Raw genomic sequence first — 23,499 nt, forward strand, 5'->3', positions numbered from 1 at the left:
CGTGAAGGGCCAGGAGATGACGATCCCGGCGCAGACGAAGAGCTCGCCCGAGCCGCTGCTCAAGGTCGACGGCCTGGTGAAGCACTTCCCCATCAAGAAGGGGCTGCTCCAGCGCCAGGTGGCGGCCGTGCAGGCGGTCGACGGGCTCTCCTTCGACGTACGCCCCGGTGAGACGCTCGGCGTGGTCGGCGAGTCCGGCTGCGGCAAGTCGACGATGGGCCGGCTGATCACCCGGCTGCTCGAACCGACCGGCGGCCGCGTGGAGTTCGAGGGCACGGACATCACGCATCTGAACACCGGGCGGATGCGTCCGCTGCGCCGCGACGTCCAGATGATCTTCCAGGACCCGTACTCGTCGCTGAACCCCCGGCACACCATCGGCACCATCGTCGGCGCGCCCTTCCAGCTCCAGGGCGTCAAGCCCGAGGGCGGCGTGAAGAAGACCGTGCAGGAGATGCTGGAGCGCGTCGGGCTCAACCCTGAGCACTACAACCGCTATCCGCACGAGTTCTCCGGCGGCCAGCGCCAGCGCATCGGCATCGCGCGGGCGCTCGCCCTGCGGCCCAAGCTGGTCGTGGCGGACGAGCCGGTCTCCGCGCTCGACGTGTCCATCCAGGCCCAGGTGGTCAACCTCCTGGACGACCTGCAGGACGAGCTCGGCCTCACGTACGTGATCATCGCGCACGACCTGTCGGTCATCCGGCACGTCTCGGACCGCATCGCGGTGATGTACCTCGGCAAGATCGTGGAGCTGGCGGACCGCAAGGACCTCTACTCCACGCCGATGCACCCGTACACCAAGGCGCTGCTCTCCGCGGTGCCGGTGCCCGACCCCAGGCGGCGCGGCGTCAAGAGCGACCGCATCCTGCTCCGCGGCGACGTCCCCTCGCCGATCGACCCGCCCACCGGCTGCCGTTTCCACACGCGGTGCTGGAAGGCGACGGAGATCTGCCGGACGAAGGAGCCGCCGCTGACCGCGCTCGCCACCGGGCACCAGGTGGCCTGCCACCACCCGGAGAACGCCGCGGACCAGGCGCCCGAGGACACCGAGTTGCTCTCGGCCGCCAAGGAGGCGATCGAGGTGGTGACGGTGGCGCCGAAGTCGGCGGAGGGGCCCGCGAAGGCGGAGTCCGCGAAGGCGGAGCCCGCGAAGGCGGAGCCCGCCGTCACGAAGACCGAGGCTCCCGGGGCCGACGCCGCGAAGGACGAGGGCCAGAAGTCGACTGAGTCATAGGGCAAGTTGACCCGGGCGAAGTACGCGCCCCAGGTCATGTACATGCCCCAGCGGGAGAGTGCAGAGTCTGCGTGTCCGTCGCCACGGCCACGGACACCCCATCGGAACGCGTTCGAAGGGAAGACTCATGGCACTCTCCCGTTCGGCACGTCTGGGCGCGCTCGCCACCGCGGCGCTCTCGTTCTGTCTGATCGCCGCCGCCCCCGCGCCCCACCCCGGCGCCGACGGCATCGGCGACCCGTACTTCCCGCAGCTCGGCAACGGCGGCTTCGACGTACGCCATTACGGTCTCGACGTCGCGTACGACCCCGGCACCGACCGCCTCGACGGCCGCACCACGATCACCGCGCGCGCCACCGAGGACCTGTCCTCCTTCGACCTGGACCTGCAGAAGCTGACGGTCACCCGGATCGAAGTGGACGGCAGACGCGCCCGGTTCAGCCGCGCGGGCGACGAGATCCGCATCACGCCGCGCGAGGCCCTGCGCAAGAACAGGACCTTCACGGTGACGGTCACCTACGGCGGCGTACCCGAACCGCTCACCGGCCCCATCGTCTTCGGCTCCGACTACGGCTGGATGAAGACGGCCGACGGCGTCTTCGTCGCCTGCGAGCCCAACGCCGCGTCCACCTGGTTCCCGTCCAGCGACCACCCCTCCGACAAGGCCGCCTTCGACATCCGCATCACGGCGCCCAAGGGCCTCACCTCGGTCTCCAACGGCCGCCTGGTGGGCACCTACGGCAAGGGCGGGCAGCGTGTCGCGCACTGGCGCTCGACCAAGCCGATGGCGACCTACCTCGCGACCGCCACCATCGGGAAGTTCGACGTGCGGACCGGGAAGACCCCGGGCGGCACGCCCATCTACGTGGCGACCGACCCGACACTGCCCGCCGGCGACGTCGACGTGTACGGCATCACGGCCGAGGTCACCGACCACTGGTCCGAGGTCTTCGGCCCGTACCCCTTCGAGGAGACCGGCGCGATCGTCGACGACATGCCGCAGGCGGGCTTCTCCCTGGAGACCCAGACCAAGCCGATCTACTCGGCGGTGCGCTCGGAGGGCACGATCGTGCACGAGCTCACCCACCAGTGGTTCGGCGACGCCGTCTCGCCCACCCGGTGGAAGGACATCTGGCTCAACGAGGGCTTCGCGACGTACGGGCCCTGGCTGTGGGGCGAGCACAAGGGGCGCGGCTCGGCGCACGACGCCTTCCGGGCCGCCTACGACTCCCGCCCCGCCGACTCCGCGTTCTGGCAGACCGTCGTGGGCGACCCGCAGCGCGACACGATGTTCGCCTCGGCCGTCTACCAGCGCGGCGCGATGACCCTGCAGGTCCTCAGGGAGCGCATCGGCGACAAGGACTTCTTCGGGCTCCTGCGCACCTGGGTCAAGGAGCACCGGTACGGCGACGCGAGCACCGCCGACTTCGTCCGCCTCGCCGAGAAGATCTCGGGCGAACAGCTCGACGGGCTCTTCCGCACCTGGCTGTTCACGAAGGGGAAGCCGGCGCTTCCCGCGCGGTGATCCGCCAGCCGCCGACCTCGCGGTAGCCCGAGTCGTACACGGCCTCGCCGGCGCCGGGCTCCAGCGCGTAGTGCCGCAGGTTGCCGCCCCAGTACCGCAGGATCCGGCCCAGCTCGTCGGCGGCCTTCCCCTCGAAGGCCGCCTCACCCAGGTCGACCTCCAGCACGAACTTCATCTCCCGCACTCCCTCCGCCGACGGTCCGGCCGCTCCGGAACCACCTCCTTCAACTTTCCCATTGAAGTCCTTGTTGGGACTTTTCCGCCCCCAGCTCCCGGCGTACGGGCCACTGGGACGGGAAAGTCTCAACTCCGGGTGACGGCGGCGCCGGTGCCGCGCCGCGGGCGGGTAAGAATGGCGCGTGCTCCAGGATCTGTTCACCCCCTCCGTCCAGCACTCGCTCGACATCGTGGGGATCTTCGTCTTCGCGATCTCCGGCGCGCTGCTCGCCGTGCGCAAGAACTTCGACGTCTTCGGCATCGCCGTGCTCGCCGAGGTCACCGCGCTGGGCGGGGGACTCTTCCGCGACCTGGTCATCGGGGCGGTGCCGCCGGCCGCCTTCACCGACCTCGGCTACTTCATCACCCCGCTGTTCGCGGCCGCGCTCGTCTTCTTCCTGCACCCGGAGGTGGAGCGCACCCAGCTCGCCGTGAACGTCTTCGACGCGGCCGGGCTCGGCCTGTTCTGCGTCTCGGGCACGACCAAGGCGTACGACTACGGCCTCGGCCTCACCGCGTCGGCCGCCCTCGGCCTGATGACCGCGGTGGGCGGCGGCGTGCTGCGCGACATCGTCGCCAACGAGGTGCCCTCGCTGGTCCGCTGGGATCGCGACCTGTACGCCGTGCCCGCCATCGTGGGCGCCACGATGGTCGCCCTGTGCATCGAGTTCGAGGCCCTCACGGCCTTCACCAGCGGCTTCGCCGCCGTGACCGCGTTCGTCCTGCGGCTGCTCGCGCTGCACTACCACTGGCGGGCCCCGCGCGCCTGGAACCGCCGGTCCACCGCGGTGGAGGCGGAGGCGGAGGAGACGCCATAGAAAAAGCTACCGCTCAGTAGTTTCCTGTTGTACGTTGCTGGCATGGCAACGGCAGCATCGGAGGCGGCGGTGTCCTCCCACCCGGCAACGGCGCACGCGACCATCGGCGACAGCGAGTTCGACCGTGACACCGCGCTCACCCGCCGGGAGCCGGGGGTCTACGACACCGAGCTCTCCGCGGGCTGGACCATCATCAACGCCGTCAACGGCGGCTATCTCCTCGCCGTGATCGGCCGCGCGCTCGCGGACGCCCTCCCGCACGCCGACCCCTTCACCGTCTCCGCGCACTACCTCACGGCGTCCGCCCCCGGCCCCGCCGTGGTCCGCACCGACGTGGTGCGCGCCGGCCGTTCCCTCTCCACCGGCCAGGCCTCGCTCCTCCAGTACGACGAGGAGGGCCGCGAGGTGGAGCGGATCCGCGTCCTCGCCTCGTACGGCGACCTCGACGCGCTGCCCGACGACGTCCGCACCACCGCGCAGCCGCCCGCCGTCCCGCCGCTCGACCAGTGCTTCGGCGCACAAGACGCTCCCGACCACCGCCCGGTGCCCGGCAGTTCGGCCATCGCCGACCGCCTCTTCCTCAAGCTCGACCCGGCCACGCTCGGCTGGGCGCTCGGGGCGCCGTCCGGCAAGGGCGAGATGCGGGGCTGGTTCGGCCTCGCGGACGGCCGCCCCGCGGACCCGCTGTCGCTGCTGCTCACCGTCGACGCGCTGCCGCCGACCGCCTTCGAGATGGGGCTCACCGGCTGGGTCCCGACCGTCGAGCTGACGGTCCACGTCCGCCACCGCCCGGCCCCCGGCCCGCTGCGCGTCGCCATCACCACCCGCAACCTCGCCGGCGGCTTCCTGGAGGAGGACGCCGAGGTCTGGGACAGTCAGGACCGTCTGGTGGCCCAGTCCCGCCAGCTGGCCCGGGTGCGGCTGGGCTAGGGACTCGTCCGGAGGAAGCGGGCCAGCTCGCCGGTGAGTTCGGCCGGGGCGTCCTCCTGTACGAGGTGTCCGGCGCCCTCGATCACCCGCAGCTCGGCGCCGGGGACCGCCGCGGCCAGCTCGTGGCCGCGCGCCACCGGGATCCAGGTGTCCTCGGCGCCCCAGCAGATCAGCACCGGCAGCTCCAACTCCCCGTACCGGCCCTGGATCTCGTCGGTGTACCGCTGGTCGTTCTGCTCGATCTGCCGGTAGAAGGCGGGCCTGCCCTCCTCGGTGCACCAGGGCGCCACCAGCCGGTCGAGCACCGCGGGAGCGAGCCCGCGGTGGCTCGCCGAGGACACGTACTCGCGCACCAGCGCCCGGTGCAGCGGCGGCGGCAGCTGCCCGAAGATCCCGGCGTGCGCGCCGAGCAGCCGGTACGTGGGCGAGCCCCAGGGGGCGAGCGCCACCGGGTCGACGAGCGCGAGGCGTGCGTAGCCCGCGCCGTGCAGCAGGTGCGCCCGCAGCGCGACGCAGCCGCCGAAGTCGTGGGCGACCACGGCCGGCCGGTCCAGGCCCCAGTGGCCGACGAGCTCGGCGAGCACCCGCGCCTGCGCCGCGAGCGTCACGTCCTGTCCGGCCCGCATCTCCGAGGCGCCGTATCCCGGCAGGTCCCAGACGTACACGCGGTGTTCGCGGGAGAGCGCGCGGGCCACCGCGCGCCACACGTACGACGAGAACGGTGTGCCGTGGACGAGGACGACGGGCGGGGCGTCGGCGGGGCCCAGGGCGGCCCAGCGGACGGTGCCGGAGGCGCTGGTGAAGGCGTGGTCGAGGGACCAGGGGTCGCACACTTGGGCAGCCGTCATGACCGTAAGGCTAATAGCTCCTTACGGGGGAGTCGAGGGGGGCGGCCGGTGTCAGGTCTCGTCGTGCCAGTGCAGGCGGCCGAGGCCCACCAGGCGGAGCTGTCGGCGGGCCACGTCGGCGACCCGGGCCTCCTCCGGGGTGCCGGGTCCCGCGTCCAGGAACGCCGACGCGGTCATCACCATGTGGTCCACGTACATTCCGGCCAGCATCAGCAGATCGTCCTCGGTCCACCGCGAGGTGGGCTGCTCGGCCGCGAACTGCTGCGCCACCTCCCGTGCGAACAGGTCGAGTTGGGCGCCGATCGCGTCCCGTACCGCCCGGACGCCGCCGTGCCGTTCACGGGCGATGAAGCGGACGTGGGCGGGGTGGGCGTGCACGTATCCGGCTATCAACTCGACCGTGCCCGCGATGCGTTGCTCGCTGTCGCCGGTCTCCGACGCCAGCATCGCGGTGAGGGTGCCGTGCAGGCTGCCGAGGGTGTCGTCGACCAGGGCCACGCCCAGGTCGGCGGTGTCGCGGAAGTGCCGGTAGAAGGCGGTGGGGGCGACGCCCACGGCGCGGGTGACCTCGCGCAGGCCCAGGCTGCTGAGGCTCTGCTCCTCCAGCAGCTGGAGCGCCGCTTCGAGGAGGGCCTGCCGGGTCTTCTGCTTCTGGGCCTGCCGGGTGCCGAGGGTGTGACTCATGCCATGCAGTTAACAACTGTTCTCCGAGTTTTGAAAGCCGGAGAGGGAGTACTCTCTAAGTCAGTGAACAACTGTAACCACAATCGTTCACCGAACCGAGAGAGGGATTTCCATGCTCTTCCTTGTCGCCGCCCTCCTGCTGCTGGGTGTCGCCATGGGTTCCGTGGCCCACGCCCCGCTCCCGGTCAGCCTCGTGGCCGCGGCCGTCATCGGCGTCTGGCTCATGGTCTTCGCCCTGCGCGAGCGGCACACGCGTCACCACCGCTGACCCCGCCCGCGCGCACCTCCCGCCCGCTCTCGTACGACACCTCCACCGCTCAGGAGTCGCACCATGGCACTCACCGCCGAACGCACGGACCGCACGGACCGCACGGACCGCACGGACCGCACGGACCACACGGACCACACGGAGGACGTAGACCGCCGGCGCGGCGCGCACGGCGCTACCGGCGCGGACGGCGCGGCCGGGCAGGCCCGGGTCCGCCCGACCGGCCGCCGGGACACCGACGGCATGGCCGTCGCCTCCTTCGTCCTCGGCCTGCTCGGACTGCTCGTCCTCAACGTCTTCCTCGGGCCCGTCGCGATCGTCCTCGCGGGCATCGCGCTGTGGCGCGGCACCGCCCGCCGGGGCCGCGCGCTGCTCGGTCTCGGGCTCGGTGTCGCCGACCTCGTCGTGCTCGCCGTCCTCGTCTCGATGGACAACACCGTGTCCTGGGGTCTCGCAGGCTGATACCGCCGGGGCACGGGGCACCGCACGGCTCGTAGAATCGTGCGCACCATGGCCTACCTCGACCACGCAGCGACCACTCCGATGCTCCCGGAGGCGATCGCGGCGTTGACCGCCCAGATCGCCGTCACCGGCAACGCCTCCTCGCTGCACGCGGCGGGGAGGCGGGCGCGACGCACCGTCGAGGAGGCCCGCGAGTCGCTCGCCGAGTCGCTCGGCGCGCGCCCCAGCGAGACCGTCTTCACCTCGGGGGGCACCGAGGCGGACAACCTCGCCGTGAAGGGCCTGTACTGGGCCCGGCGCGACGCCGACCCCGCCCGCACCCGCGTGCTCGCCAGCCCCGTCGAACACCACGCCGTCCTCGACGCCGTGCACTGGCTGGGCGAACACGAGGGCGCCACCGTCGAGTACCTGCCGGTCGACCGGCACGGCCGCGTGCACCCCGACGCGCTGCGCGAGGCCATCGAGCGCGCCCCCGACGACGTCGCCCTGGCCACCGTCATGTGGGCCAACAACGAGATCGGCACCATCATGCCGATCCGCGAACTCGCCGAGGTGGCACGGGAGTTCGGTGTCCCGCTGCACGCCGACGCCGTGCAGGCCTACGGCCAGATCCCCGTCGACTTCGGCGCCTCGGGGCTCGCCGCGATGACCGTTTCCGGCCACAAGATCGGCGGCCCGTACGGCATCGGCGCGCTGCTGCTCGGCCGTGAGTACAGCCCCGTACCGGTGCTGCACGGCGGCGGCCAGGAGCGGCAGGTGCGCTCCGGGACGCTGGACGTGCCCGCCATCGCCGCGTTCGCCGTCGCGGGCGAGCATGCCGTGGCGCACCGCGAGCGGTTCGCCGCCGAGGTCGGCGCGCTCCGTGACGACCTGGTGGCCGCGGTCCGCTCGGCGGTCCCCGAGGCGATCCTCGGCGGCGACCCGGCGCCCGGCGGCCGGCTCCCCGCCAACGCGCACTTCACCTTCCCCGGCTGCGAGGGCGACTCGCTCCTGCTGCTCCTGGACGCGCAGGGCATCGAGTGCTCCACCGGATCCGCGTGCACGGCGGGCATCGCCCAGCCCAGCCATGTCCTGCTCGCCACCGGCACCGACCCCGACCTGGCCCGCGGCACCCTGCGCTTCTCGCTCGGCCACACCTCGACCAAGACGGACGTCGACGCGGTGGCGGCGGCGATCGGCCCGGCGGTGGAGCGGGCGCGGTCGGCGGGGCTGAGCTAGGGCGTGGCGGGGCTCGGCTTCCTCGCGGGCCGGTCCAGCTTCTCCCGGGCCTCGCGCACCAGCCGCATGTACCGGTCCCAGTCCCAGTACGGCCCCGGGTCCGTGTGGTCCGTGCCCGGCACCTCCGCATGGCCGACGATGTGCTTCCGGTCCACCGGGAAGTCGTAGCGCTTGCATATCCCGGCGGTGAGCCGCGCCGACGCCTCGTACATCGTGTCGGTGAACGAGGACTTCTTGTCGACGAAGCCCTCGTGCTCGATGCCGATGCTGCGTTCGTTCCAGCTCTTGTTGCCCGCGTGGAAGGCCACGTCCAGCTCGCGGATCATCTGCGCTATGTGCCCGTCCTTGCGCACCACGTAGTGCGCGGCGGCGCCGTGCGAGGGGTCCTTGAAGACGCGCAGCGCCGTGGCGTACCCACCCTGGACGACGTGGATGACGACCCGGTCGATCGGGTAGTCGTCGGGGCGGTCCGCGCGCCGCCAGTTGTAGTCCGACGCCGCGACCCACTGCACGCCCGGGGCGTCCACCTCGCCCTCCTCGCGCCGCTTGACCACGCCGGGCAGCCGCCACCACAGCCGCCCCAGCTCGTCCCTGGCGAGGAGCGCCGAGCCCGCGGCCGCCGCCGCGCCGCCGATCAGCAGGGTGCGCCGGTCGATGCCGCGCCGCCCCGGCCCCTTGCCCGCACCCTCGGTTTCTTCCCCCATGTGATCGTCAACGCTTACTCGGGGGCGTCCGGTTCCCGTCGCCCCGTACCCTGTACGGGCTATGACTTTGACCGAGACCCCGCAGCGTGCCCAGCGCCCCCTCCGTGTCCTCGCCGCCATGTCCGGCGGCGTCGACTCCGCCGTCGCCGCCGCCCGCGCCGCCGAGGCCGGGCACGACGTGACGGGAGTGCACCTCGCGCTCTCGGCGAACCCGCAGTCGTTCCGCACCGGCGCGCGGGGCTGCTGCACCATCGAGGACTCGCGCGACGCCCGCCGCGCCGCGGACGTCATCGGCATCCCGTTCTACGTGTGGGACCTCGCCGAGCGGTTCCGTGAGGACGTGGTGGAGGACTTCGTCGCCGAGTACGAGGCGGGCCGCACGCCCAACCCGTGCCTGCGCTGCAACGAGAAGATCAAGTTCGCCGCGCTGCTCGACAAGGCCCTCGCCCTCGGCTTCGACGCGGTCGTCACCGGCCACTACGCCAAGGTCATCGTCCACGAGGACGGCTCGCGCGAGCTGCACCGCGCCTCCGACATGGCCAAGGACCAGAGCTACGTCCTCGGGGTCCTGGACGACCGCCAGCTCGCCCACGCGATGTTCCCCCTGGGCGACACGGTCACCACCAAGGAGGAGATCCGCGCGGAGGCCGAGCGCCGCGGGCTCGCCGTGGCCAAGAAGCCCGACAGCCACGACATCTGCTTCATCGCCGACGGTGACACCCAGGGCTTCCTCGCCGCCCGCCTCGGCAAGGCCGAGGGCGACATCGTGGACGAGTCCGGGGCGGTCCTCGGCACCCACGAGGGGGCGTACGGCTACACCATCGGCCAGCGCAAGGGCCTGCGCATCGGCACCCCCGCCCCGGACGGCAAGCCGCGCTACGTCCTGGACATCTCCCCGGTGGACAACACCGTGACGGTCGGCCCGGCCGCCGCCCTTGACGTGACCGGACTGACCGCGGTCAAGCCCCGCTGGTGCGGCCTCGCCCCCACCGGGCCGGGCACGTACACGGCGCAGCTGCGGGCGCACGGCGGCGAGACGGAGGTGACCGCCGAGCTCGTCGGAGGAGAGCTGCGGGTCTCCTTCGACGAGCCCGTGCGCGGTGTCGCCCCCGGCCAGGCGATCGTGCTGTACGACGGCACGCGCGTGGTGGGCTCGGCGACGATCGCGACGACGGAGCGGGTGACGGCGGGGGTGTAGGGCGGAGCGCGGCCCTCGGGGGCGTGCCTCAGGCTCCCGCTTCCGCGACCTGGAGGACGATCTTGCCCTGGGTGCGGCCCTGTTCACCGTGCGCGTGGGCCTTGGCCGCCTCTTCCAGGGGCAGCACCGTGTCGATCTCGACGCGCAGCCTGCCCTCGTCGACCAGGCGGGCGATCTCCAGGAGTCCCGCGCGGTCCGGCTCGACGATCGTCCACCCCGTGTGCACGCCGAGCTCCCGCGCGCGGGCCGCGTCCGGCAGGCCGCCGGGGTCCGGCAGCGTCACCAGGTGGCCGCCGGGGCGGATGACCTCCAGGGAACGGGCGCCGTACGCGCCGCCCACGCCGTCCAGGACGATGTCGACATCGCGTACCGCCTCGGTGAAGTCCACGCGCGTGTAGTCGATGACCTCGTCCGCGCCGAGCCCGCGCAGGAAGGCGTGCTTCTCCTCCCGCGCGGTGCCGATCACGTACGCGCCGTGCGCCTTGGCGATCTGCACGGCGAGGTGGCCCACGCCGCCGGCGGCTGCGTGGATCAGCACCCGCTGCCCGGCCCGGAGCCCGGCCGTCTCGACCAGGCCCTGCCAGGCGGTGAGGGCCGCGAGGGGCAGCGCGGCGGCCCGCACGTGGTCGATGCCCCGCGGCTTGGGGGCGAAGCGGCGCGCGGGCGCCGCGACGAACTCGGCGTACCCGCCCGTCTGTTCGGGGAAGCGGGGCATGCCGAACACCGCGTCACCGGGCCGGTACAGGGTCACGCCGGGGCCGACCTCCTCCACGACGCCCGAGACGTCGTACCCGAGGATCGGAGTGTCCCCCCAGGTGCCGAAGGTGCCCTCCGCGCGGGTCTTCCAGTCGACGGGGTTGACGCCCGCCGCGTGCACCCGGACCAGGATCTCGGTGAGGCCGGGCTCGGGACGGTCCACCTCCACGGGGACGAGGTTCTCGGGGGCGCCCCAGGCGCGGGGGCTGACGGCACGCATCTTCATGGTCCTGAGCTTTCTGTAGCGCTGAAAGGGCTGGTGGGACCAAGAGTGCGGCGGTGCGGGCCCCTGCGGTGCTGGCAGTTTGGCCATCATGTGACAGGATTCGGCCATGAATCTCAATGGTCTCGGCGACCGTGACGGCGCGCACCGGGTGGCCGTCATCGCCCTGGACGGCGCGTACGCCTTCGAGCTGGGCATCCCGTCCCGCGTCTTCGGCAACGCGCTGAACGACCGCGCGGAGCCGCTCTACGACGTCGTCGTCTGCACGGTGGACGGACGCCCGGTGCGTACGGACTCCGGGTTCACGGTGACGGCCGAGCACGGGCCCGAGGTCCTGGAGACGGCGGACACCGTGGTGATCACACCCACCCGCAGTTTCGACCGGGGCATGGCGGGCGGCGAGCTGCCGGCGGGCGTGACCGACGCCCTGGCGCGGATCAGGCCCGGCACCCGGATCGTGTCCTTCTGCAACGCCTCGTACGTGCTGGCCGCCACCGGCGCCCTCGACGGCCGCCCCGCGACGACCCACTGGCACGTCGCCGAGGACTTCCAGCGCTCCTTCCCGAGGATCAACGTCGACGCGGACGTCCTCTTCGTGGACGACGGCGACGTGCTGACCGCGGCGGGCGTCGCGGCCGGCATCGACCTCTGCCTGCACCTCGTGCGGCGCGACCACGGCGCGGCCGTCGCCAACCACGTGGCGCGCGTCTGCGTCGTACCGCCCTGGCGCGACGGCGGGCAGGCGCAGTACATCGAGCGGCCCGTCCCCGAGCCGACCCTCGCCACGACGGCCGCCACGCGCGCGTGGGCGCTGGAAAGGCTCCAGGAGCCGCTGTCCCTGGGCGAACTGGCCGCCCACGCGCGGATGAGCCTGCGGACCTTCACCCGGCGCTTCCAGGAGGAGGTCGGCATGTCCCCGGGACGGTGGCTGACCGCCCAGCGGATCGAGCTGGCTCGCCAGCTCCTGGAGTCCAGCGACCTGCCCGTGGACGTCGTCGCCCACCGGGCCGGCTTCGGCACCGGCAACTCCCTGCGCCAGCACATGCGCGCGGTGCTCGGCGTCTCGCCGGTCGCCTACCGGCGGACGTTCACGGCTGCTTCGTGACCTCCGCCGCGTAGAAGCAGAAGTGGTCCTTGATCGCGGCCACGGCCGCCTTCGGCTCCGGGTACGCCCATACGGCGTCGGGGGCGTCCGGCAGCGACCAGTAGGAGGCCGTTCCCTTGAACGGGCAGTACGTGGTGGTCTTCGACGGGGTCAGCAGGTCGGTGCGGACGTCCTCCGGAGGGAGGTAGTGACGCACCGGGTAGCCCGTCTCGCTCAGCAGCAGCGGCCGCCGGCTCTCGGCGACGACCTGCCCGTCGTGCTCCACGCGCACGTGGTCCGTGCCCCGCTCGACGGTGATCCGGTGTCCTTCGGCCATGACGTGCCCTCCTCGACGTGTGCTCTGCGAGTGCCCTCAGCACCGGAACGTACCGTGGCGGCATGAACATCTGCGTCTTCCTCTCCGCCGCCGACCTCGACGACCGCTACACCCGCCCGGCCCGTGAATTCGCCGAACTGCTCGGCAAGGGCGGCCACACCCTGGTGTGGGGCGGCTCCGAGAGCGGCCTGATGAAGGTCGTGGCCGACGGCGTCGACGCGGCGGGCGGCGGCCTCGTCGGGGTCTCCGTGGACTTCCTCGCCGCCAAGGCCAGGGCCGTCACCGCGCCCCACGAGATGGTGATCGCCCGCGACCTCGCCGAGCGCAAGGCGCTGCTCCTGGCGAAGGCCGACGCGATCGTGATCATGGTGGGCGGCACCGGCACGCTCGACGAGGCCACCGAGATCCTGGAGCTGAAGAAGCACGGCAAGCACACCAAGCCGGTGGTCCTGCTGAACTCGGAGGGCTTCTACGACGGCCTGAAGGAGCAGTTCCGCCGCATGGAGGACGAGGGTTTCCTGCCCCTTCCGCTGACCGACCTGGTCTTCTTCGCCGAGGAGCCCGTCGGCGCGCTGGCCTACCTGGAAGAATCCACCGGCACCCAGTGATGCGAGCATGGCCGGTATGGCAACACATGTGATCACCGGGGCGGGCTCCGGCATCGGCGCGGCGGTCGCCCGCCGCCTCCACGCACGCGGCGACGACCTCGTACTGCACGCGCGGGACGCGGGCCGCGCCAAGGAGCTCGCCGCCGAGTTCCCCGGCGCCGGCACCCTCGTCGGCGACCTCTCCGACCCCGACAAGCTCTCCTGGGCCTTCGGGCACCAGTCGCTGCCCGAGCGCGTGGACTCCCTGCTGCACATCGCGGGCGTCGTCGACCTCGGCCCGGTCGGCGAACTCACCCCCAAGACCTGGCGTCACCAGCTCAACGTCAACCTCATCGCCCCCGCCGAACTCACCCGCCACTTCCTGCCCCAACTCCGGCTCGCCCAGGGGCACGTGGTCTTCGTCAACTCCGGCGCGGGCCTGAACGCCGGCCCCGAGTGGTCGGCGTACGCGGCCTCCAAGCACGGCCTGAAGGCCCTCGCCGACTCGCTGCGCCACGAGGAGCACGGCAACGGCGTCCGGGTCACCTCCGTCTACCCCGGGCGCACGGCGAGCGCCATGCAGGTCAAGGTGCACCAGCAGGAGGGCAAGGAGTACGACGCGGCCCGCTGGATCGACCCCGAGTCGGTCGCCACGACGATCGTCATGGCCCTGGACCTGCCGCGCGACGCGGAGGTCAACGACCTGACGGTGCGGCCCGGACGATGAGCGACACCTGCACCCCGGTCCCGGCCACCGGGATCGGGTCGATGCCCGGCGGCGACGCCCGGGAGGCCGCGAAGACCGTGACCGGCAGCTTCGAGGGGCCCGAGCAGGGCATGCCGTACCTCCCGGAGCTGCCCGCGCGCGGGCCCGGCGCCGACATGATCGGCCGCACCGCGGGCCTGCTCGTCGACCTGTACGCGCGCGTGGAGCCCAGCGGCTGGCGGATCGGCGACCGGCCGGGGCGGGACACCCGGCGGGCCAGAGCCTGGCTCGGCGAAGACCTCGACGCCCTGGAGGAGTTCACCCAGGGGTACCAGGGACCGCTCAAGATCCAGGCCGTCGGCCCGTGGACGCTGGCCGCCGCCCTGGAGCTCAGGAACGGCGAGGCCGCGCTCTCCGACCCCGGCGCCTGCCGCGACCTCGCCGGATCCCTCACCGAGGGGCTGCGCGCCCACCTCGCGGACGTGCGCCGCAGGGTGCCCGGCGCCCAGGTGGTGCTCCAGCTCGACGAGCCCTCGCTCGTCGCCGTACTGCGCGGACAGATCAAGACCGCCAGCGAGTACCGCACGCACCGCGCCGTGGACCGCCAGCTCGTCGAGAGCACCCTGCGCGACGTCCTGGACGTGCGCGGCGAGGGGCCCGCGGTCGTCCACTCCTGCGCGCCGGACGTGCCCTTCGCGCTGCTGCGCCGGGCCGGCGCCGACGCGGTCTCGTTCGACTTCGCGCTCCTCACCGAGCGTGACGACGAAGTGATCGGCGAGGCGGTCGAGGGGGGCACGCGGCTCTTCGCCGGTGTCGTGCCGGGCGTGGACGGCGGATTGTCAGACCCTGCCGGTAGCGTCATGGGTGTCAGGACGTTGTGGCGCAGGCTGGGGCTGAATCCGGGATCACTCGCGGAGTCGGTCACGCTCACCCCGTCGTGCGGTCTCGCGGGCGCTTCTCCCGCGTACGCACGCGCGGCGCTCGCCCACTGCGTCAAGGCGGCGAGATCGCTCGCAGACAACCCTGAGTAATTGGGTATGACGTAACGGGAGGACGAAACGGTGGCTGTCGAACAGCAAGGCTCTGTGCCCGCCGAGGCACGGGACCGGCATGCCCAGCTGGCCGAACAGATCGAGGAGCACCGCTTCCGGTACTACGTGAAGGACCAACCGGTCGTCAGCGACGCCGAGTTCGACGAACTCCTGCGTTCCCTCGAAGCGCTGGAGGAGAAGCACCCGGAGCTGCGCACCCCGGACTCGCCCACCCAGAAGGTCTCCGGTTCCTACGAGACGGAGTTCACGGCGGTCGAGCACCGGGAGCGCATGCTCTCGCTGGACAACGCCTTCGACGACGCGGAGCTGGCCGCCTGGGCCGACCGCGTCGCCAAGGAGGTCGGCTCGCCGGACTTCCACCTGCTGTGCGAGCTGAAGGTCGACGGCCTCGCGGTCAACCTCACGTACGAGGACGGCAAACTGACCCGCGCCGCCACCCGCGGCGACGGCCGCACCGGCGAGGACATCACGCCGAACGTCCGCACCATCGCCGACATCCCCCAGCGCCTCGAGGGCGACCGCGTCCCGGCCCTCGTCGAGATCCGCGGCGAGGTCTTCTTCCCCATGGAGAAGTTCGAGGAGCTCAACGCCCGCCTGGTCGAGGCGGGCGACAAGCCCTTCGCCAACCCGCGCAACGCCGCGGCCGGTTCACTGCGCCAGAAGGACCCGCGCGTCACCGCGACCCGCCCGCTGCACATGGTGGTGCACGGCATCGGCGCCCGCGAGGGCTTCGACATCGACTGCCTCAGCCATGCCTACGAGCTGCTGCACGAGTGGGGCCTGCCCACCGCCAAGCACAACAAGGTCGTCGACGGCCTCGACGGCGTGCGGGACTTCATCGCGTACTTCGGCGAGAACCGCCACTCCGTGGAGCACGAGATCGACGGTGTCGTCGTCAAGCTCGACGAGATCCCGCTCCAGGGCCGGCTCGGCTCGACCTCGCGCGCCCCGCGCTGGGCCATCGCCTGGAAGTACGCGCCGGAGGAGGTCAACACCAAGCTCATCAACATCCGCGTCGGCGTCGGCCGCACCGGCCGCGTCACGCCGTACGCGCAGGTCGAGCCGGTCACCGTGGCCGGCTCCGAGGTCGAGTTCGCGACCCTGCACAACCAGGACGTGGTGAAGAAGAAGGGCGTCTTCATCGGCGACACGGTCGTGCTGCGCAAGGCCGGCGACGTCATCCCGGAGATCCTCGGCCCGGTCGTGGACCTGCGGGACGGCACCGAGCGCGCGTTCGTGATGCCCGCCGAGTGCCCCGAGTGCGGCACGGCGCTGCGGCCCATGAAGGAGGCCGACATCGACCTCCGCTGCCCCAACGCCCAGACGTGCCCCGCCCAGTTGCGCGAGCGCCTCTTCTACCTCGCGGGCCGCAAGTCCCTGGACATCGAGAACTTCGGATACGTCGCTGCGGCCGCCCTGACCCGCCCCCTGGAGCCCGCCGAGCCGCCGATCCGCGACGAGGGCGACATCTTCGACCTCAAGGTCGAGGAGCTGCTCCCCATCAAGTCGTACGTCCTCGACCAGGACTCCGGTCTGCCCAAGCGCGACCCCAAGACCGGCGAGGAGAAGGTCGTCACCTTCTTCGCCAACCAGAAGGGCGAGGCGAAGAAGAACACCCTCGCCATGCTGGAGAACATCGCGGCGGCCAAGGACCGGCCGCTCGCCCGGATCCTCACGGGCCTCTCGATCCGGCACGTCGGCCCGGTGGCCGCCGAGGCGCTGGCCCGCGAGTTCCGTTCCATCGACCGCATCGAACAGGCCACCGAGGAGGAGCTGGCCGTGGTGGAGGGCGTCGGCCCGACCATCGCGGCCTCACTCAAACAGTGGTTCGCCGAGGAGTGGCACCGGGAGATCCTGCGCAAGTGGCGGGCTGCCGGAGTGCGCACGGAAGAGGAGTCGAGCGGCGAGGACGAGGGTCCGCGTCCGCTCGAAGGCCTCACGGTGGTCGTCACCGGAACCCTCGAGCACTACACACGGGATGGCGCGAAAGAGGCGCTGCAGTCCCGTGGCGCAAAGGTGACTGGTTCCGTTTCCAAGAAGACCTCGTTCGTGGTCGTCGGTGACAACCCCGGATCCAAATACGACAAGGCCATGCAGGTGAAGGTTCCGGTTCTCGACGAGGACGGTTTCGTCGTCCTGCTCGAACAAGGACCGGACGCGGCAACGGAAGTCGCGCTTCCGACCGAGGAGTAGCGGTTGAAGGCCACCCGTTCAGCGCATACCAGATGCATACGGGTGGCCGGGTCGCATTCGGGCAACCGTAGTCGACCGCTGCCCGTGGAAGCCTTCTGCGGCCTACTGTTGAGGTGTGCGCCTGCCGTGCCCCGCTGCGAACGGGGTATCTCCTGCTCATCAAGAGCGAGGAAGGGGGCATCCCCGCTCGGCGCGAGTTCGGGAGCAGCGCGTCTCCTTGCTCGCGAGGAACCGGGGAAGTACGAGGGGACGCGGCCGACTCCGGGCCGGGTCCGCGTGGCGTGGGCACCGCCGGCTGTGAGAGGGACGGGAATGGAACCGACCGAGAGCGCCGCCCCGGACTCACGGCTGCGCGCGCGCCTGTGGCGCGCGCCGGGCGCCTGGTTGCGCGGCCGCCGGACAGCACCGGCCACCGGCCCGCACCCCGCGTCGACAGCCGTCGGCGGCTGTGGGTCCGGCACGCTGAGCACCGCCGTCGAACCCCGTGAGCGGGCCTGGATCTCCGGCGCGCGCGCCCCCGCGGACAACCCCGCGACCACCCCGGGCGGACTCGGCCCCGCCGCCCAGGACGTCCGCGAGCCCTGGCCGCTGCTGCCCGTCGCGATCATCACGGCCGCCGCGGTGCTGCTCGGCACCGGCTTCTTCCAGGCCTTCACGGGCCGCCACGCGCTGTTCCCCACCGGCTCAGCGGGCTGGTCCCTCGCCATCCTCACCGGCTTCATCGTCGGCCACCTGGTCGCCCTCGGCCGCGACCGCTGGTGGGGCGGCACCGGCTCCGGCGGCGCGCTCACCGTCGCCGTCCTGCTGCTCTACGGCTGGGTGCCCGCCGGCATGGTCAGCCTCACCGTCGTCGTCCTGGTCGGCGTCGCCCGCCGGCACCGCCGCCGCCAGGGCGTGCTGCACGGCGCGGTCGACATCCTCGGCATCGGCGCGGGAGCGCTCGCCCTGGCCGCCTTCGGCACGTCACCGAGCGCCGAGTCCCCCTGGCTGCCCGACACCTGGGACCTCTACACCGCCCCCCAAGTGGCCCTGGTCGCCGTCGCCTACCTCGCCGTCACCCGCGTCCTGCTCTGGTACGTCCACGCGCCCCGCACCGGCGCCCTGCCGACCGTCACCCGCACCGCGCTGGTCCGCCAGGGGCTCCTCGGCATCGCGCTGCTCGGCATCGCCCCGCTGATCTGCGTCGTGGCGATCTCCCTGCCGATCCTGCTGCCCCTCTTCGCCATCCCGCTGGTCGCGCTCGACTCCACCCTCTGGATCGCCCGCGCGCGGGCCGAGGAGCAGCTGCGGGACCCGCTCACCGGACTGCCCAACCGCCAGTGGCTCCTGGAGCGCACCTGGACGGCCCTGGACGACGCCGAGCGGATCGGGGCGCGGGCCGCCCTCCTGCTGATCGACATGGACCGCTTCCGGTCGGTGAACGACACCCTCGGCCACCTCGCGGGGGACCGGCTGCTGCTGCAGATAGCGGACCGGCTGCGGGTCGCGCTGCCCCGCGGCGCGGAGGCCGCCCGCCTCGGCGGCGACGAGTTCGCCGTCTTACTCCCGGTCGCCGACTCCACCACGTCGGCCACCCGCGTGGCGCGCCGCCTGGTCGCCGCGCTCGGCTCCCCGCTCGACCTGGACGGCCTGACCCTCGTCCTGGAGGCCAGCGCGGGCCTCGCGGTCTTCCCCGACCACGCGCTCGACGCGGAGGGGCTGCTCCGGCGGGCGGACGTCGCGATGTACCAGGCGAAGCGGGACCGCACCGGCGTCGAGGTGTACGAGTCCAAGCGGGACTCCAACACCCCCGACCGGCTCGGTCTCCTGGGCGACCTGCGCCGCGCCCTGGACGCCGGCGACGTCGAGCTGCACTACCAGCCCAAGGTCCGCTTCGACGGCAAGGTGGCCGGCCTGGAGGCGCTGGTGCGCTGGGTGCACCCCGAGCGCGGCAAGGTGCCGCCCGACGAGTTCATCGCCATCGCCGAGTCCTCCGGCCTCATGCCGCACCTGACGGAGTACGTCCTGGAGACCGCGCTCGGCCAGGTCGCCAAGTGGCAGGCGCAGGGGCTGAAGGTGCCCGTCGCCGTCAATGTCTCGCCGCGCGACGTGCACACCCCCGGCTTCGCCGGAGCGGTCGCGGCCCGGCTGGCCCGGCACGGGGTCCCCGCGGGCGCGCTGCAGCTGGAGATAACCGAACACGTGCTCCTGGAGGACCCGCAGCGGGCCGCGGACACGCTGGCCGGGCTCACCGGGCACGGGGTCAAGATGTCCCTCGACGACTTCGGCACGGGGTACTCCTCGCTGGTCCATCTGCGTCGGCTCCCGGTCAGCGAGCTGAAGATCGACCGGTCCTTCGTGGCCCGCCTCGCCGTCGACAACGAAGACGCCGAGATCGTGCGCTGCACCGTGGACCTCGCCCACTCGCTCGGACTGCTCGTCGTCGCCGAGGGCGTGGAGGACGACGAGACGTGGGAGCGGCTGCGGGACCTCGGCTGTGACGCGGTGCAGGGCTGGCTGGTCGCGGCGGCGATGCCCGCGGAGGAGGCGACGGCGTGGCTGCGGGCGCGCGGTTCGCGCGGCTGGCGCCGCCCGGCCGACGTCGCGGCGGAGGCGGCGGCGGCCTCCGCGGAGGGCTCGGACGTGGGCCAGTCCTCGGGTCACGTGGTGCAGTAGGCCCCCTCGGGAAGCGGCGGGGAGGAAACCGTTTAACGGGCACCCCGCGCCGCCCCATAGGATTGGGGCCATAACCCACACACTCACCACCCCTGAGGATCGCCGCATGCCTGGCATCACGCGCGAGGAGGTCGCCCACCTCGCCCGCCTTGCACGTCTGGAGCTGAAGGCCGAGGAGCTCGACCACTTCGCCGGACAGCTCGACGACATCATCGGCGCGGTCGCCCGCGTCTCGGAGGTCGCCGACCAAGACGTACCGCCGACCTCGCACCCGCTGCCGCTGACGAACGTCATGCGCGCGGACGAGGTCCGTCCGTCGCTCACCCCCGAGCAGGCGCTCTCGGGCGCCCCGGCCCAGGAGCAGCAGCGTTTCAAGGTGCCGCAGATCCTGGGGGAGGACTAAGAACATGACGGACATCATCAAGCTCACTGCCGCCGACATCGCGTCGAGGATCGCCTCCGGCGAGCTCACGGCCGTCGAGGTCACCGAGGCCCACCTGGCCCGTATCGAGGCCGTCGACGAGAAGGTGCACGCCTTCCTGCACGTCGACCGCGAGGGCGCCCTCGCGCAGGCCCGCGCCGTCGACGACAAGCGCGCCAGGGGCGAGAAGCTCGGCCCGCTGGCCGGCGTCCCGCTCGCGCTCAAGGACATCTTCACCACCGAGGGCGTGCCGACCACCGTCGGCTCGAAGATCCTCGAGGGCTGGATCCCGCCGTACGACGCGACCGTCACCAAGCGCCTGAAGGCCGCCGACGTCGTCATCCTCGGCAAGACCAACATGGACGAGTTCGCCATGGGGTCCTCCACCGAGAACAGCGCGTACGGCCCCACCGGCAACCCCTGGGACCTCACCCGCATCCCCGGCGGCTCCGGCGGTGGCTCCTCCGCCGCCCTCGCCGCGTACGAGAGCCCGCTGGCCATCGGCACCGACACCGGCGGCTCCATCCGCCAGCCCGCGGCCGTCACCGGCACGGTCGGCGTCAAGCCCACCTACGGCGGCGTCTCCCGCTACGGCATGGTGGCCTTCTCCAGCTCGCTCGACCAGGGCGGGCCCTGCGCCCGTACGGTCCTGGACGCCGCGCTGCTGCACGAGGTCATCGCCGGCCACGACGAGCTCGACTCGACCTCCATCGACGCCCCGGTCCCGCCGGTCGTCGAGGCCGCGCGCAACGGCTCCGTGGCGGGCATGCGCGTCGGCGTCGTCAAGCAGTTCCGCGGCGAGGGCTACCAGGCCGGCGTCGTCCAGCGGTTCGACGAGTCGGTCGAACTGCTCAAGGAGCTCGGCGCCGAGATCGTCGAGCTGGACTGCCCGACGTTCGACCTGGCGCTCTCCGCGTACTACCTGATCGCGCCGTCGGAGTGCTCCTCCAACCTGGCCCGCTTCGACGCCATGCGCTACGGCCTGCGCGTCGGCGACGACGGCACCCGCTCCGCCGAGGACGTCACCGCGCTGACCCGCGAGGCCGGCTTCGGCGACGAGGTCAAGCGCCGCGTCATCCTGGGCACGTACGCCCTGAGCTCCGGCTACTACGACGCGTACTACGGAAGCGCCCAGAAGGTCCGCACGCTCATCACCCGCGAGTTCGAGGCCGCCTTCGAGCAGGTCGACGTGATCGTCTCGCCGACGACGCCGACCACCGCCTTCCCGATCGGCGAGCGCGCCGACGACCCGATGGCGATGTACCTCGCGGACCTGTGCACCATCCCGACCAACCTGGCGGGCAACTCCGCCATGTCGCTGCCCTGCGGCCTCGCGCCGGAGGACGGCCTGCCCGTCGGACTGCAGATCATCGCCCCCGCCATGAAGGACGACCGGCTGTACAAGGTCGGTGCTGCCGTCGAGGCCGCCTTCGTGGAAAAGTGGGGTCACCCGCTGCTTGAGGAGGCACCGTCACTATGAGCCCCATGACTGCCAAGGCCAAGGGTTTCAAGAAGTCAAAGCCCGGCGCGTACCTGTCGATGGGCACGACCGCCTTCGGCGCGATCTCCGTGGTCAAGCAGGCCCGGATGGCCCGCAAGGAACACGACACGCTCCGACTCATCGACGCCGCTGTCTCCGCCGCCGCCATCGTCACCGGCCTCGCTCTGCTCTACCGCGAGCTGAAGAAGCTGGGCGACGACGACGTCCTGCTGGGCTGAGAGGGAAAGTTTCACCGTGACTGTCACTTCTGACCTGGTGTCGTACGAGGATGCCCTCGCGACGTACGACCCCGTCATGGGCCTCGAGGTCCATGTCGAGCTCGGCACCAAGACCAAGATGTTCTGCGGCTGCTCGACCACGCTCAAGCAGGACGCGAACAGCCAGACCTGCCCGACCTGTCTCGGCCTGCCCGGCGCGCTGCCGGTCGTCAACGAGATCGGCGTGGAGTCCGCGATCAAGATCGGCCTCGCGCTGAACTGCGAGATCGCCGAGTGGTGCCGGTTCGCCCGGAAGAACTACTTCTATCCGGACATGCCGAAGAACTTCCAGACCTCGCAGTACGACGAGCCGATCGCCTTCAACGGCTATCTGGACGTCCAGCTGGAGGACGGCGAGATCTTCCGCGTGGAGATCGAGCGCGCCCACATGGAGGAGGACACCGGCAAGTCGACGCACGTCGGTGGCGCGACGGGCCGCATCCACGGCGCCTCGCACTCCCTGCTCGACTACAACCGCGCCGGCATCCCGCTCATCGAGATCGTCACCAAGCCGATCGAGGGCGCGGGCGAGCGGGCCCCCGAGGTCGCCAAGGCCTACGTCGCCGAGCTGCGCGAGCTCATCAAGGCGCTCGGCGTCTCCGAGGCCCGGATGGACAAGGGCCAGATGCGCTGCGACGTGAACCTGTCGCTGCGCCCCAAGGGGCAGAAGGAGTTCGGCACCCGCAGCGAGACGAAGAACGTCAACTCGCTGCGGTCCGTGGAGCGCGCGGCGCGCTTCGAGATCCAGCGCCACGCGGCGGTCCTGGGCTCCGGCGGCACCATCGTGCAGGAGACCCGGCACTTCCACGAGGAGGACGGCTCCACCACCCCCGGCCGCATCAAGGACAACGCCGAGGACTACCGGTACTTCCCGGAGCCCGACCTCGTCCCCGTCGCCCCGGCCCGCGCGTGGGTCGAGAAGCTGCGGGCCGGCCTGCCCGAGATGCCGCGCGTGCGCCGCAACCGCCTCCGTGAGGAGTGGGGGATCAGCGAGCACGACATGCAGTCGATCCTCAACGCGGGCGCGGTCGAGCCGATCGTCGCCACCATCGAGGCGGGCGCCGACGCGGCGTCGGCCCGCAAGTGGTGGATGGGCGAACTGTCCCGCCACGCCAACGAGTCGGGCGCGGCGCTCGACGAGCTCGCCATCACCCCGGCGCACGTCGCCCGGGTGACCGAGCTCGTCTCCTCGGGCGACCTCAACGACAAGCTGGCCCGCCAGGTCATCGAGGGTGTCCTGAAGGGCGAGGGCACGCCGGACGAGGTCGTCGACAAGCGCGGCCTGAAGGTCGTCTCGGACGAGGGCGCGCTGACGGCCGCCGTCGACGAGGCCATCGCCGGCAACCCGGGCGTCGCGGACAAGATCCGCGGCGGCAAGGTCGCGGCCGCCGGCGCCCTGGTCGGCGCGGTCATGAAGGCCACCCGCGGCCAGGCCGACGCGGCCCGCGTGAAGGAACTGATCCTGGAGAAGCTGGGCGTCAGCGAGGGCTGACGGTCTCTTCCCCGGGACGAAGGGGGCGGCGCATCCGACGGGTGCGCCGCCCCCTTTCGCGTACTCCCAACGTCCCCCGGGCCGAGACCTTTTGGACGTTCACCCCGACTTCGTCCCGCGGTCTTCACAG

24 protein-coding genes are annotated in these 23,499 nt (G+C 72.0%); 18 read left to right on the forward strand and 6 right to left on the reverse strand.

Features of this window, described 5'->3' with window-relative positions:
• Positions 1-16: 16 nt before the first annotated feature.
• Both ACZ6B8_RS33300 and ACZ6B8_RS33305 read left to right on the forward strand, forming a co-directional pair.
• Entirely contained in the window at positions 17-1,234 is a 1,218-nt protein-coding gene (locus tag ACZ6B8_RS33300) for a dipeptide ABC transporter ATP-binding protein (RefSeq protein ID WP_471086806.1), read from the forward strand.
• A 127-nt stretch (positions 1,235-1,361) separates the two neighbouring features.
• Positions 1,362-2,759: a M1 family metallopeptidase gene (locus tag ACZ6B8_RS33305; RefSeq protein WP_471609608.1), complete on the forward strand. Its 1,398-nt coding sequence runs from the start codon at positions 1,362-1,364 to the stop codon at positions 2,757-2,759.
• Here the strand turns inward: ACZ6B8_RS33305 and ACZ6B8_RS33310 are convergent.
• Positions 2,725-2,934, reverse strand: a complete 210-nt coding sequence (locus ACZ6B8_RS33310; protein WP_471609609.1) for a hypothetical protein — start codon at positions 2,932-2,934, stop codon at positions 2,725-2,727. The genes ACZ6B8_RS33305 and ACZ6B8_RS33310 overlap by 35 nt on opposite strands.
• 184 nt (positions 2,935-3,118) lie before the next feature.
• Here ACZ6B8_RS33310 and ACZ6B8_RS33315 point away from each other — a divergent pair, with 184 nt between their 5' ends.
• On the forward strand, positions 3,119-3,793 hold the full coding sequence (locus ACZ6B8_RS33315; protein WP_471086195.1) for a trimeric intracellular cation channel family protein: 675 nt from the start codon (positions 3,119-3,121) through the stop codon (positions 3,791-3,793).
• Positions 3,794-3,835: 42 nt separating this feature from the next.
• On the forward strand, positions 3,836-4,723 hold the full coding sequence (locus ACZ6B8_RS33320; protein WP_471086198.1) for a thioesterase family protein: 888 nt from the start codon (positions 3,836-3,838) through the stop codon (positions 4,721-4,723).
• Here ACZ6B8_RS33320 and ACZ6B8_RS33325 read toward each other — a convergent pair.
• Together ACZ6B8_RS33325 and ACZ6B8_RS33330 are read right to left on the reverse strand one after the other, a co-directional pair.
• Positions 4,720-5,571 carry an alpha/beta fold hydrolase gene (locus ACZ6B8_RS33325; protein ID WP_471609610.1) on the reverse strand — a complete coding sequence of 284 codons (852 nt, stop codon included), beginning with the start codon at positions 5,569-5,571 and terminating at the stop codon, positions 4,720-4,722. The genes ACZ6B8_RS33320 and ACZ6B8_RS33325 overlap by 4 nt on opposite strands.
• A 51-nt stretch (positions 5,572-5,622) precedes the next feature.
• Positions 5,623-6,255: a TetR family transcriptional regulator gene (locus ACZ6B8_RS33330; RefSeq protein WP_471086204.1), complete on the reverse strand. Its 633-nt coding sequence runs from the start codon at positions 6,253-6,255 to the stop codon at positions 5,623-5,625.
• Between the two features lie 112 nt (positions 6,256-6,367).
• On the opposite strand from ACZ6B8_RS33330, the gene ACZ6B8_RS33335 reads away from it, so the two are divergent.
• The 3 genes from ACZ6B8_RS33335 to ACZ6B8_RS33345 all read left to right on the forward strand — a co-directional run bounded on the left by ACZ6B8_RS33335 (position 6,368) and on the right by ACZ6B8_RS33345 (position 8,203).
• Complete coding sequence (locus ACZ6B8_RS33335) at positions 6,368-6,523, forward strand: hypothetical protein (RefSeq protein ID WP_471609611.1); 156 nt, start codon at positions 6,368-6,370, stop codon at positions 6,521-6,523.
• 243 nt (positions 6,524-6,766) lie between these two features.
• The gene (locus tag ACZ6B8_RS33340; protein ID WP_471609715.1) at positions 6,767-6,985 is read left to right on the forward strand and encodes a DUF4190 domain-containing protein; all 219 of its coding nucleotides are present in this window, start codon (positions 6,767-6,769) and stop codon (positions 6,983-6,985) included.
• 48 nt (positions 6,986-7,033) lie between these two features.
• On the forward strand, positions 7,034-8,203 hold the full coding sequence (locus tag ACZ6B8_RS33345; protein WP_471609612.1) for a cysteine desulfurase family protein: 1,170 nt from the start codon (positions 7,034-7,036) through the stop codon (positions 8,201-8,203).
• Here ACZ6B8_RS33345 and ACZ6B8_RS33350 read toward each other — a convergent pair.
• The gene (locus ACZ6B8_RS33350) at positions 8,200-8,907 is read right to left on the reverse strand and encodes an N-acetylmuramoyl-L-alanine amidase (protein WP_471609613.1); all 708 of its coding nucleotides are present in this window, start codon (positions 8,905-8,907) and stop codon (positions 8,200-8,202) included. The two genes, ACZ6B8_RS33345 and ACZ6B8_RS33350, sit on opposite strands and share 4 nt — an antisense overlap.
• Before the next feature lie 67 nt (positions 8,908-8,974).
• Here ACZ6B8_RS33350 and mnmA point away from each other — a divergent pair, with 67 nt between their 5' ends.
• Positions 8,975-10,105, forward strand: a complete 1,131-nt coding sequence (mnmA, locus tag ACZ6B8_RS33355; protein ID WP_471609716.1) for a tRNA 2-thiouridine(34) synthase MnmA — start codon at positions 8,975-8,977, stop codon at positions 10,103-10,105.
• A 28-nt stretch (positions 10,106-10,133) separates the two neighbouring features.
• On the opposite strand, the gene ACZ6B8_RS33360 is transcribed toward mnmA, so the two are convergent.
• Positions 10,134-11,087, reverse strand: a complete 954-nt coding sequence (locus tag ACZ6B8_RS33360; protein ID WP_471609614.1) for an NADP-dependent oxidoreductase — start codon at positions 11,085-11,087, stop codon at positions 10,134-10,136.
• 106 nt (positions 11,088-11,193) lie between these two features.
• Here ACZ6B8_RS33360 and ACZ6B8_RS33365 point away from each other — a divergent pair, with 106 nt between their 5' ends.
• Positions 11,194-12,189: a GlxA family transcriptional regulator gene (locus ACZ6B8_RS33365; RefSeq protein WP_471086217.1), complete on the forward strand. Its 996-nt coding sequence runs from the start codon at positions 11,194-11,196 to the stop codon at positions 12,187-12,189.
• On the opposite strand, the gene ACZ6B8_RS33370 is transcribed toward ACZ6B8_RS33365, so the two are convergent.
• Positions 12,173-12,505 (reverse strand): DUF427 domain-containing protein, encoded by a 333-nt coding sequence (locus tag ACZ6B8_RS33370; protein WP_471086220.1) that lies wholly within the window; start codon positions 12,503-12,505, stop codon positions 12,173-12,175. The genes ACZ6B8_RS33365 and ACZ6B8_RS33370 overlap by 17 nt on opposite strands.
• A gap of 62 nt (positions 12,506-12,567) precedes the next feature.
• On the opposite strand from ACZ6B8_RS33370, the gene ACZ6B8_RS33375 reads away from it, so the two are divergent.
• From ACZ6B8_RS33375 to gatB, 9 genes are all read left to right on the forward strand, one after another.
• Positions 12,568-13,113, forward strand: coding sequence for an LOG family protein (locus tag ACZ6B8_RS33375; protein ID WP_471086223.1), 546 nt, complete (start codon positions 12,568-12,570; stop codon positions 13,111-13,113).
• Between the two features lie 16 nt (positions 13,114-13,129).
• Complete coding sequence (locus ACZ6B8_RS33380) at positions 13,130-13,819, forward strand: SDR family oxidoreductase (RefSeq protein ID WP_471086226.1); 690 nt, start codon at positions 13,130-13,132, stop codon at positions 13,817-13,819.
• The gene (locus ACZ6B8_RS33385) at positions 13,816-14,829 is read left to right on the forward strand and encodes a methionine synthase (protein ID WP_471086229.1); all 1,014 of its coding nucleotides are present in this window, start codon (positions 13,816-13,818) and stop codon (positions 14,827-14,829) included. The genes ACZ6B8_RS33380 and ACZ6B8_RS33385 overlap by 4 nt, the downstream gene beginning before the upstream one ends.
• A 30-nt stretch (positions 14,830-14,859) precedes the next feature.
• Positions 14,860-17,043, forward strand: a complete 2,184-nt coding sequence (ligA, locus tag ACZ6B8_RS33390; RefSeq protein WP_471609615.1) for an NAD-dependent DNA ligase LigA — start codon at positions 14,860-14,862, stop codon at positions 17,041-17,043.
• 312 nt (positions 17,044-17,355) lie between these two features.
• Positions 17,356-19,698 (forward strand): putative bifunctional diguanylate cyclase/phosphodiesterase, encoded by a 2,343-nt coding sequence (locus ACZ6B8_RS33395; RefSeq protein WP_471086235.1) that lies wholly within the window; start codon positions 17,356-17,358, stop codon positions 19,696-19,698.
• A gap of 106 nt (positions 19,699-19,804) precedes the next feature.
• Positions 19,805-20,101, forward strand: a complete 297-nt coding sequence (gatC, locus tag ACZ6B8_RS33400) for an Asp-tRNA(Asn)/Glu-tRNA(Gln) amidotransferase subunit GatC (protein WP_010984178.1) — start codon at positions 19,805-19,807, stop codon at positions 20,099-20,101.
• Positions 20,102-20,105: 4 nt separating this feature from the next.
• Positions 20,106-21,599, forward strand: coding sequence for an Asp-tRNA(Asn)/Glu-tRNA(Gln) amidotransferase subunit GatA (gatA, locus tag ACZ6B8_RS33405; RefSeq protein WP_471086238.1), 1,494 nt, complete (start codon positions 20,106-20,108; stop codon positions 21,597-21,599).
• Positions 21,596-21,838 (forward strand): hypothetical protein, encoded by a 243-nt coding sequence (locus tag ACZ6B8_RS33410; RefSeq protein ID WP_355811454.1) that lies wholly within the window; start codon positions 21,596-21,598, stop codon positions 21,836-21,838. The genes gatA and ACZ6B8_RS33410 overlap by 4 nt, the downstream gene beginning before the upstream one ends.
• Before the next feature lie 16 nt (positions 21,839-21,854).
• The gene (gene gatB, locus ACZ6B8_RS33415) at positions 21,855-23,369 is read left to right on the forward strand and encodes an Asp-tRNA(Asn)/Glu-tRNA(Gln) amidotransferase subunit GatB (RefSeq protein WP_471609616.1); all 1,515 of its coding nucleotides are present in this window, start codon (positions 21,855-21,857) and stop codon (positions 23,367-23,369) included.
• Positions 23,370-23,499 lie beyond the last annotated feature (130 nt).

It is taken from the genome of Streptomyces sp. NPDC041122 (assembly GCF_055592445.1).

What these genes read in the sequence shown, in the direction of transcription:
- ACZ6B8_RS33300 (WP_471086806.1), top strand. Translation starts at nt 17, where the DNA reads ATGACGATCCCGGCGCAGACGAAGAGCTCGCCCGAGCCGCTGCTCAAG.
- ACZ6B8_RS33305 (WP_471609608.1), top strand. Translation starts at nt 1,362, where the DNA reads ATGGCACTCTCCCGTTCGGCACGTCTGGGCGCGCTCGCCACCGCGGCG.
- ACZ6B8_RS33310 (WP_471609609.1), bottom strand. Translation starts at nt 2,934, where the DNA reads ATGAAGTTCGTGCTGGAGGTCGACCTGGGTGAGGCGGCCTTCGAGGGG.
- ACZ6B8_RS33320 (WP_471086198.1), top strand. Translation starts at nt 3,836, where the DNA reads ATGGCAACGGCAGCATCGGAGGCGGCGGTGTCCTCCCACCCGGCAACG.
- ACZ6B8_RS33325 (WP_471609610.1), bottom strand. Translation starts at nt 5,571, where the DNA reads ATGACGGCTGCCCAAGTGTGCGACCCCTGGTCCCTCGACCACGCCTTC.
- ACZ6B8_RS33330 (WP_471086204.1), bottom strand. Translation starts at nt 6,255, where the DNA reads ATGAGTCACACCCTCGGCACCCGGCAGGCCCAGAAGCAGAAGACCCGG.
- ACZ6B8_RS33335 (WP_471609611.1), top strand. Translation starts at nt 6,368, where the DNA reads ATGCTCTTCCTTGTCGCCGCCCTCCTGCTGCTGGGTGTCGCCATGGGT.
- ACZ6B8_RS33340 (WP_471609715.1), top strand. Translation starts at nt 6,767, where the DNA reads ATGGCCGTCGCCTCCTTCGTCCTCGGCCTGCTCGGACTGCTCGTCCTC.
- ACZ6B8_RS33345 (WP_471609612.1), top strand. Translation starts at nt 7,034, where the DNA reads ATGGCCTACCTCGACCACGCAGCGACCACTCCGATGCTCCCGGAGGCG.
- ACZ6B8_RS33350 (WP_471609613.1), bottom strand. Translation starts at nt 8,907, where the DNA reads ATGGGGGAAGAAACCGAGGGTGCGGGCAAGGGGCCGGGGCGGCGCGGC.
- ACZ6B8_RS33360 (WP_471609614.1), bottom strand. Translation starts at nt 11,087, where the DNA reads ATGAAGATGCGTGCCGTCAGCCCCCGCGCCTGGGGCGCCCCCGAGAAC.
- ACZ6B8_RS33365 (WP_471086217.1), top strand. Translation starts at nt 11,194, where the DNA reads ATGAATCTCAATGGTCTCGGCGACCGTGACGGCGCGCACCGGGTGGCC.
- ACZ6B8_RS33370 (WP_471086220.1), bottom strand. Translation starts at nt 12,505, where the DNA reads ATGGCCGAAGGACACCGGATCACCGTCGAGCGGGGCACGGACCACGTG.
- ACZ6B8_RS33375 (WP_471086223.1), top strand. Translation starts at nt 12,568, where the DNA reads ATGAACATCTGCGTCTTCCTCTCCGCCGCCGACCTCGACGACCGCTAC.
- ACZ6B8_RS33380 (WP_471086226.1), top strand. Translation starts at nt 13,130, where the DNA reads ATGGCAACACATGTGATCACCGGGGCGGGCTCCGGCATCGGCGCGGCG.
- ACZ6B8_RS33385 (WP_471086229.1), top strand. Translation starts at nt 13,816, where the DNA reads ATGAGCGACACCTGCACCCCGGTCCCGGCCACCGGGATCGGGTCGATG.
- ACZ6B8_RS33395 (WP_471086235.1), top strand. Translation starts at nt 17,356, where the DNA reads ATGGAACCGACCGAGAGCGCCGCCCCGGACTCACGGCTGCGCGCGCGC.
- gatC (WP_010984178.1), top strand. Translation starts at nt 19,805, where the DNA reads ATGCCTGGCATCACGCGCGAGGAGGTCGCCCACCTCGCCCGCCTTGCA.
- gatA (WP_471086238.1), top strand. Translation starts at nt 20,106, where the DNA reads ATGACGGACATCATCAAGCTCACTGCCGCCGACATCGCGTCGAGGATC.
- ACZ6B8_RS33410 (WP_355811454.1), top strand. Translation starts at nt 21,596, where the DNA reads ATGAGCCCCATGACTGCCAAGGCCAAGGGTTTCAAGAAGTCAAAGCCC.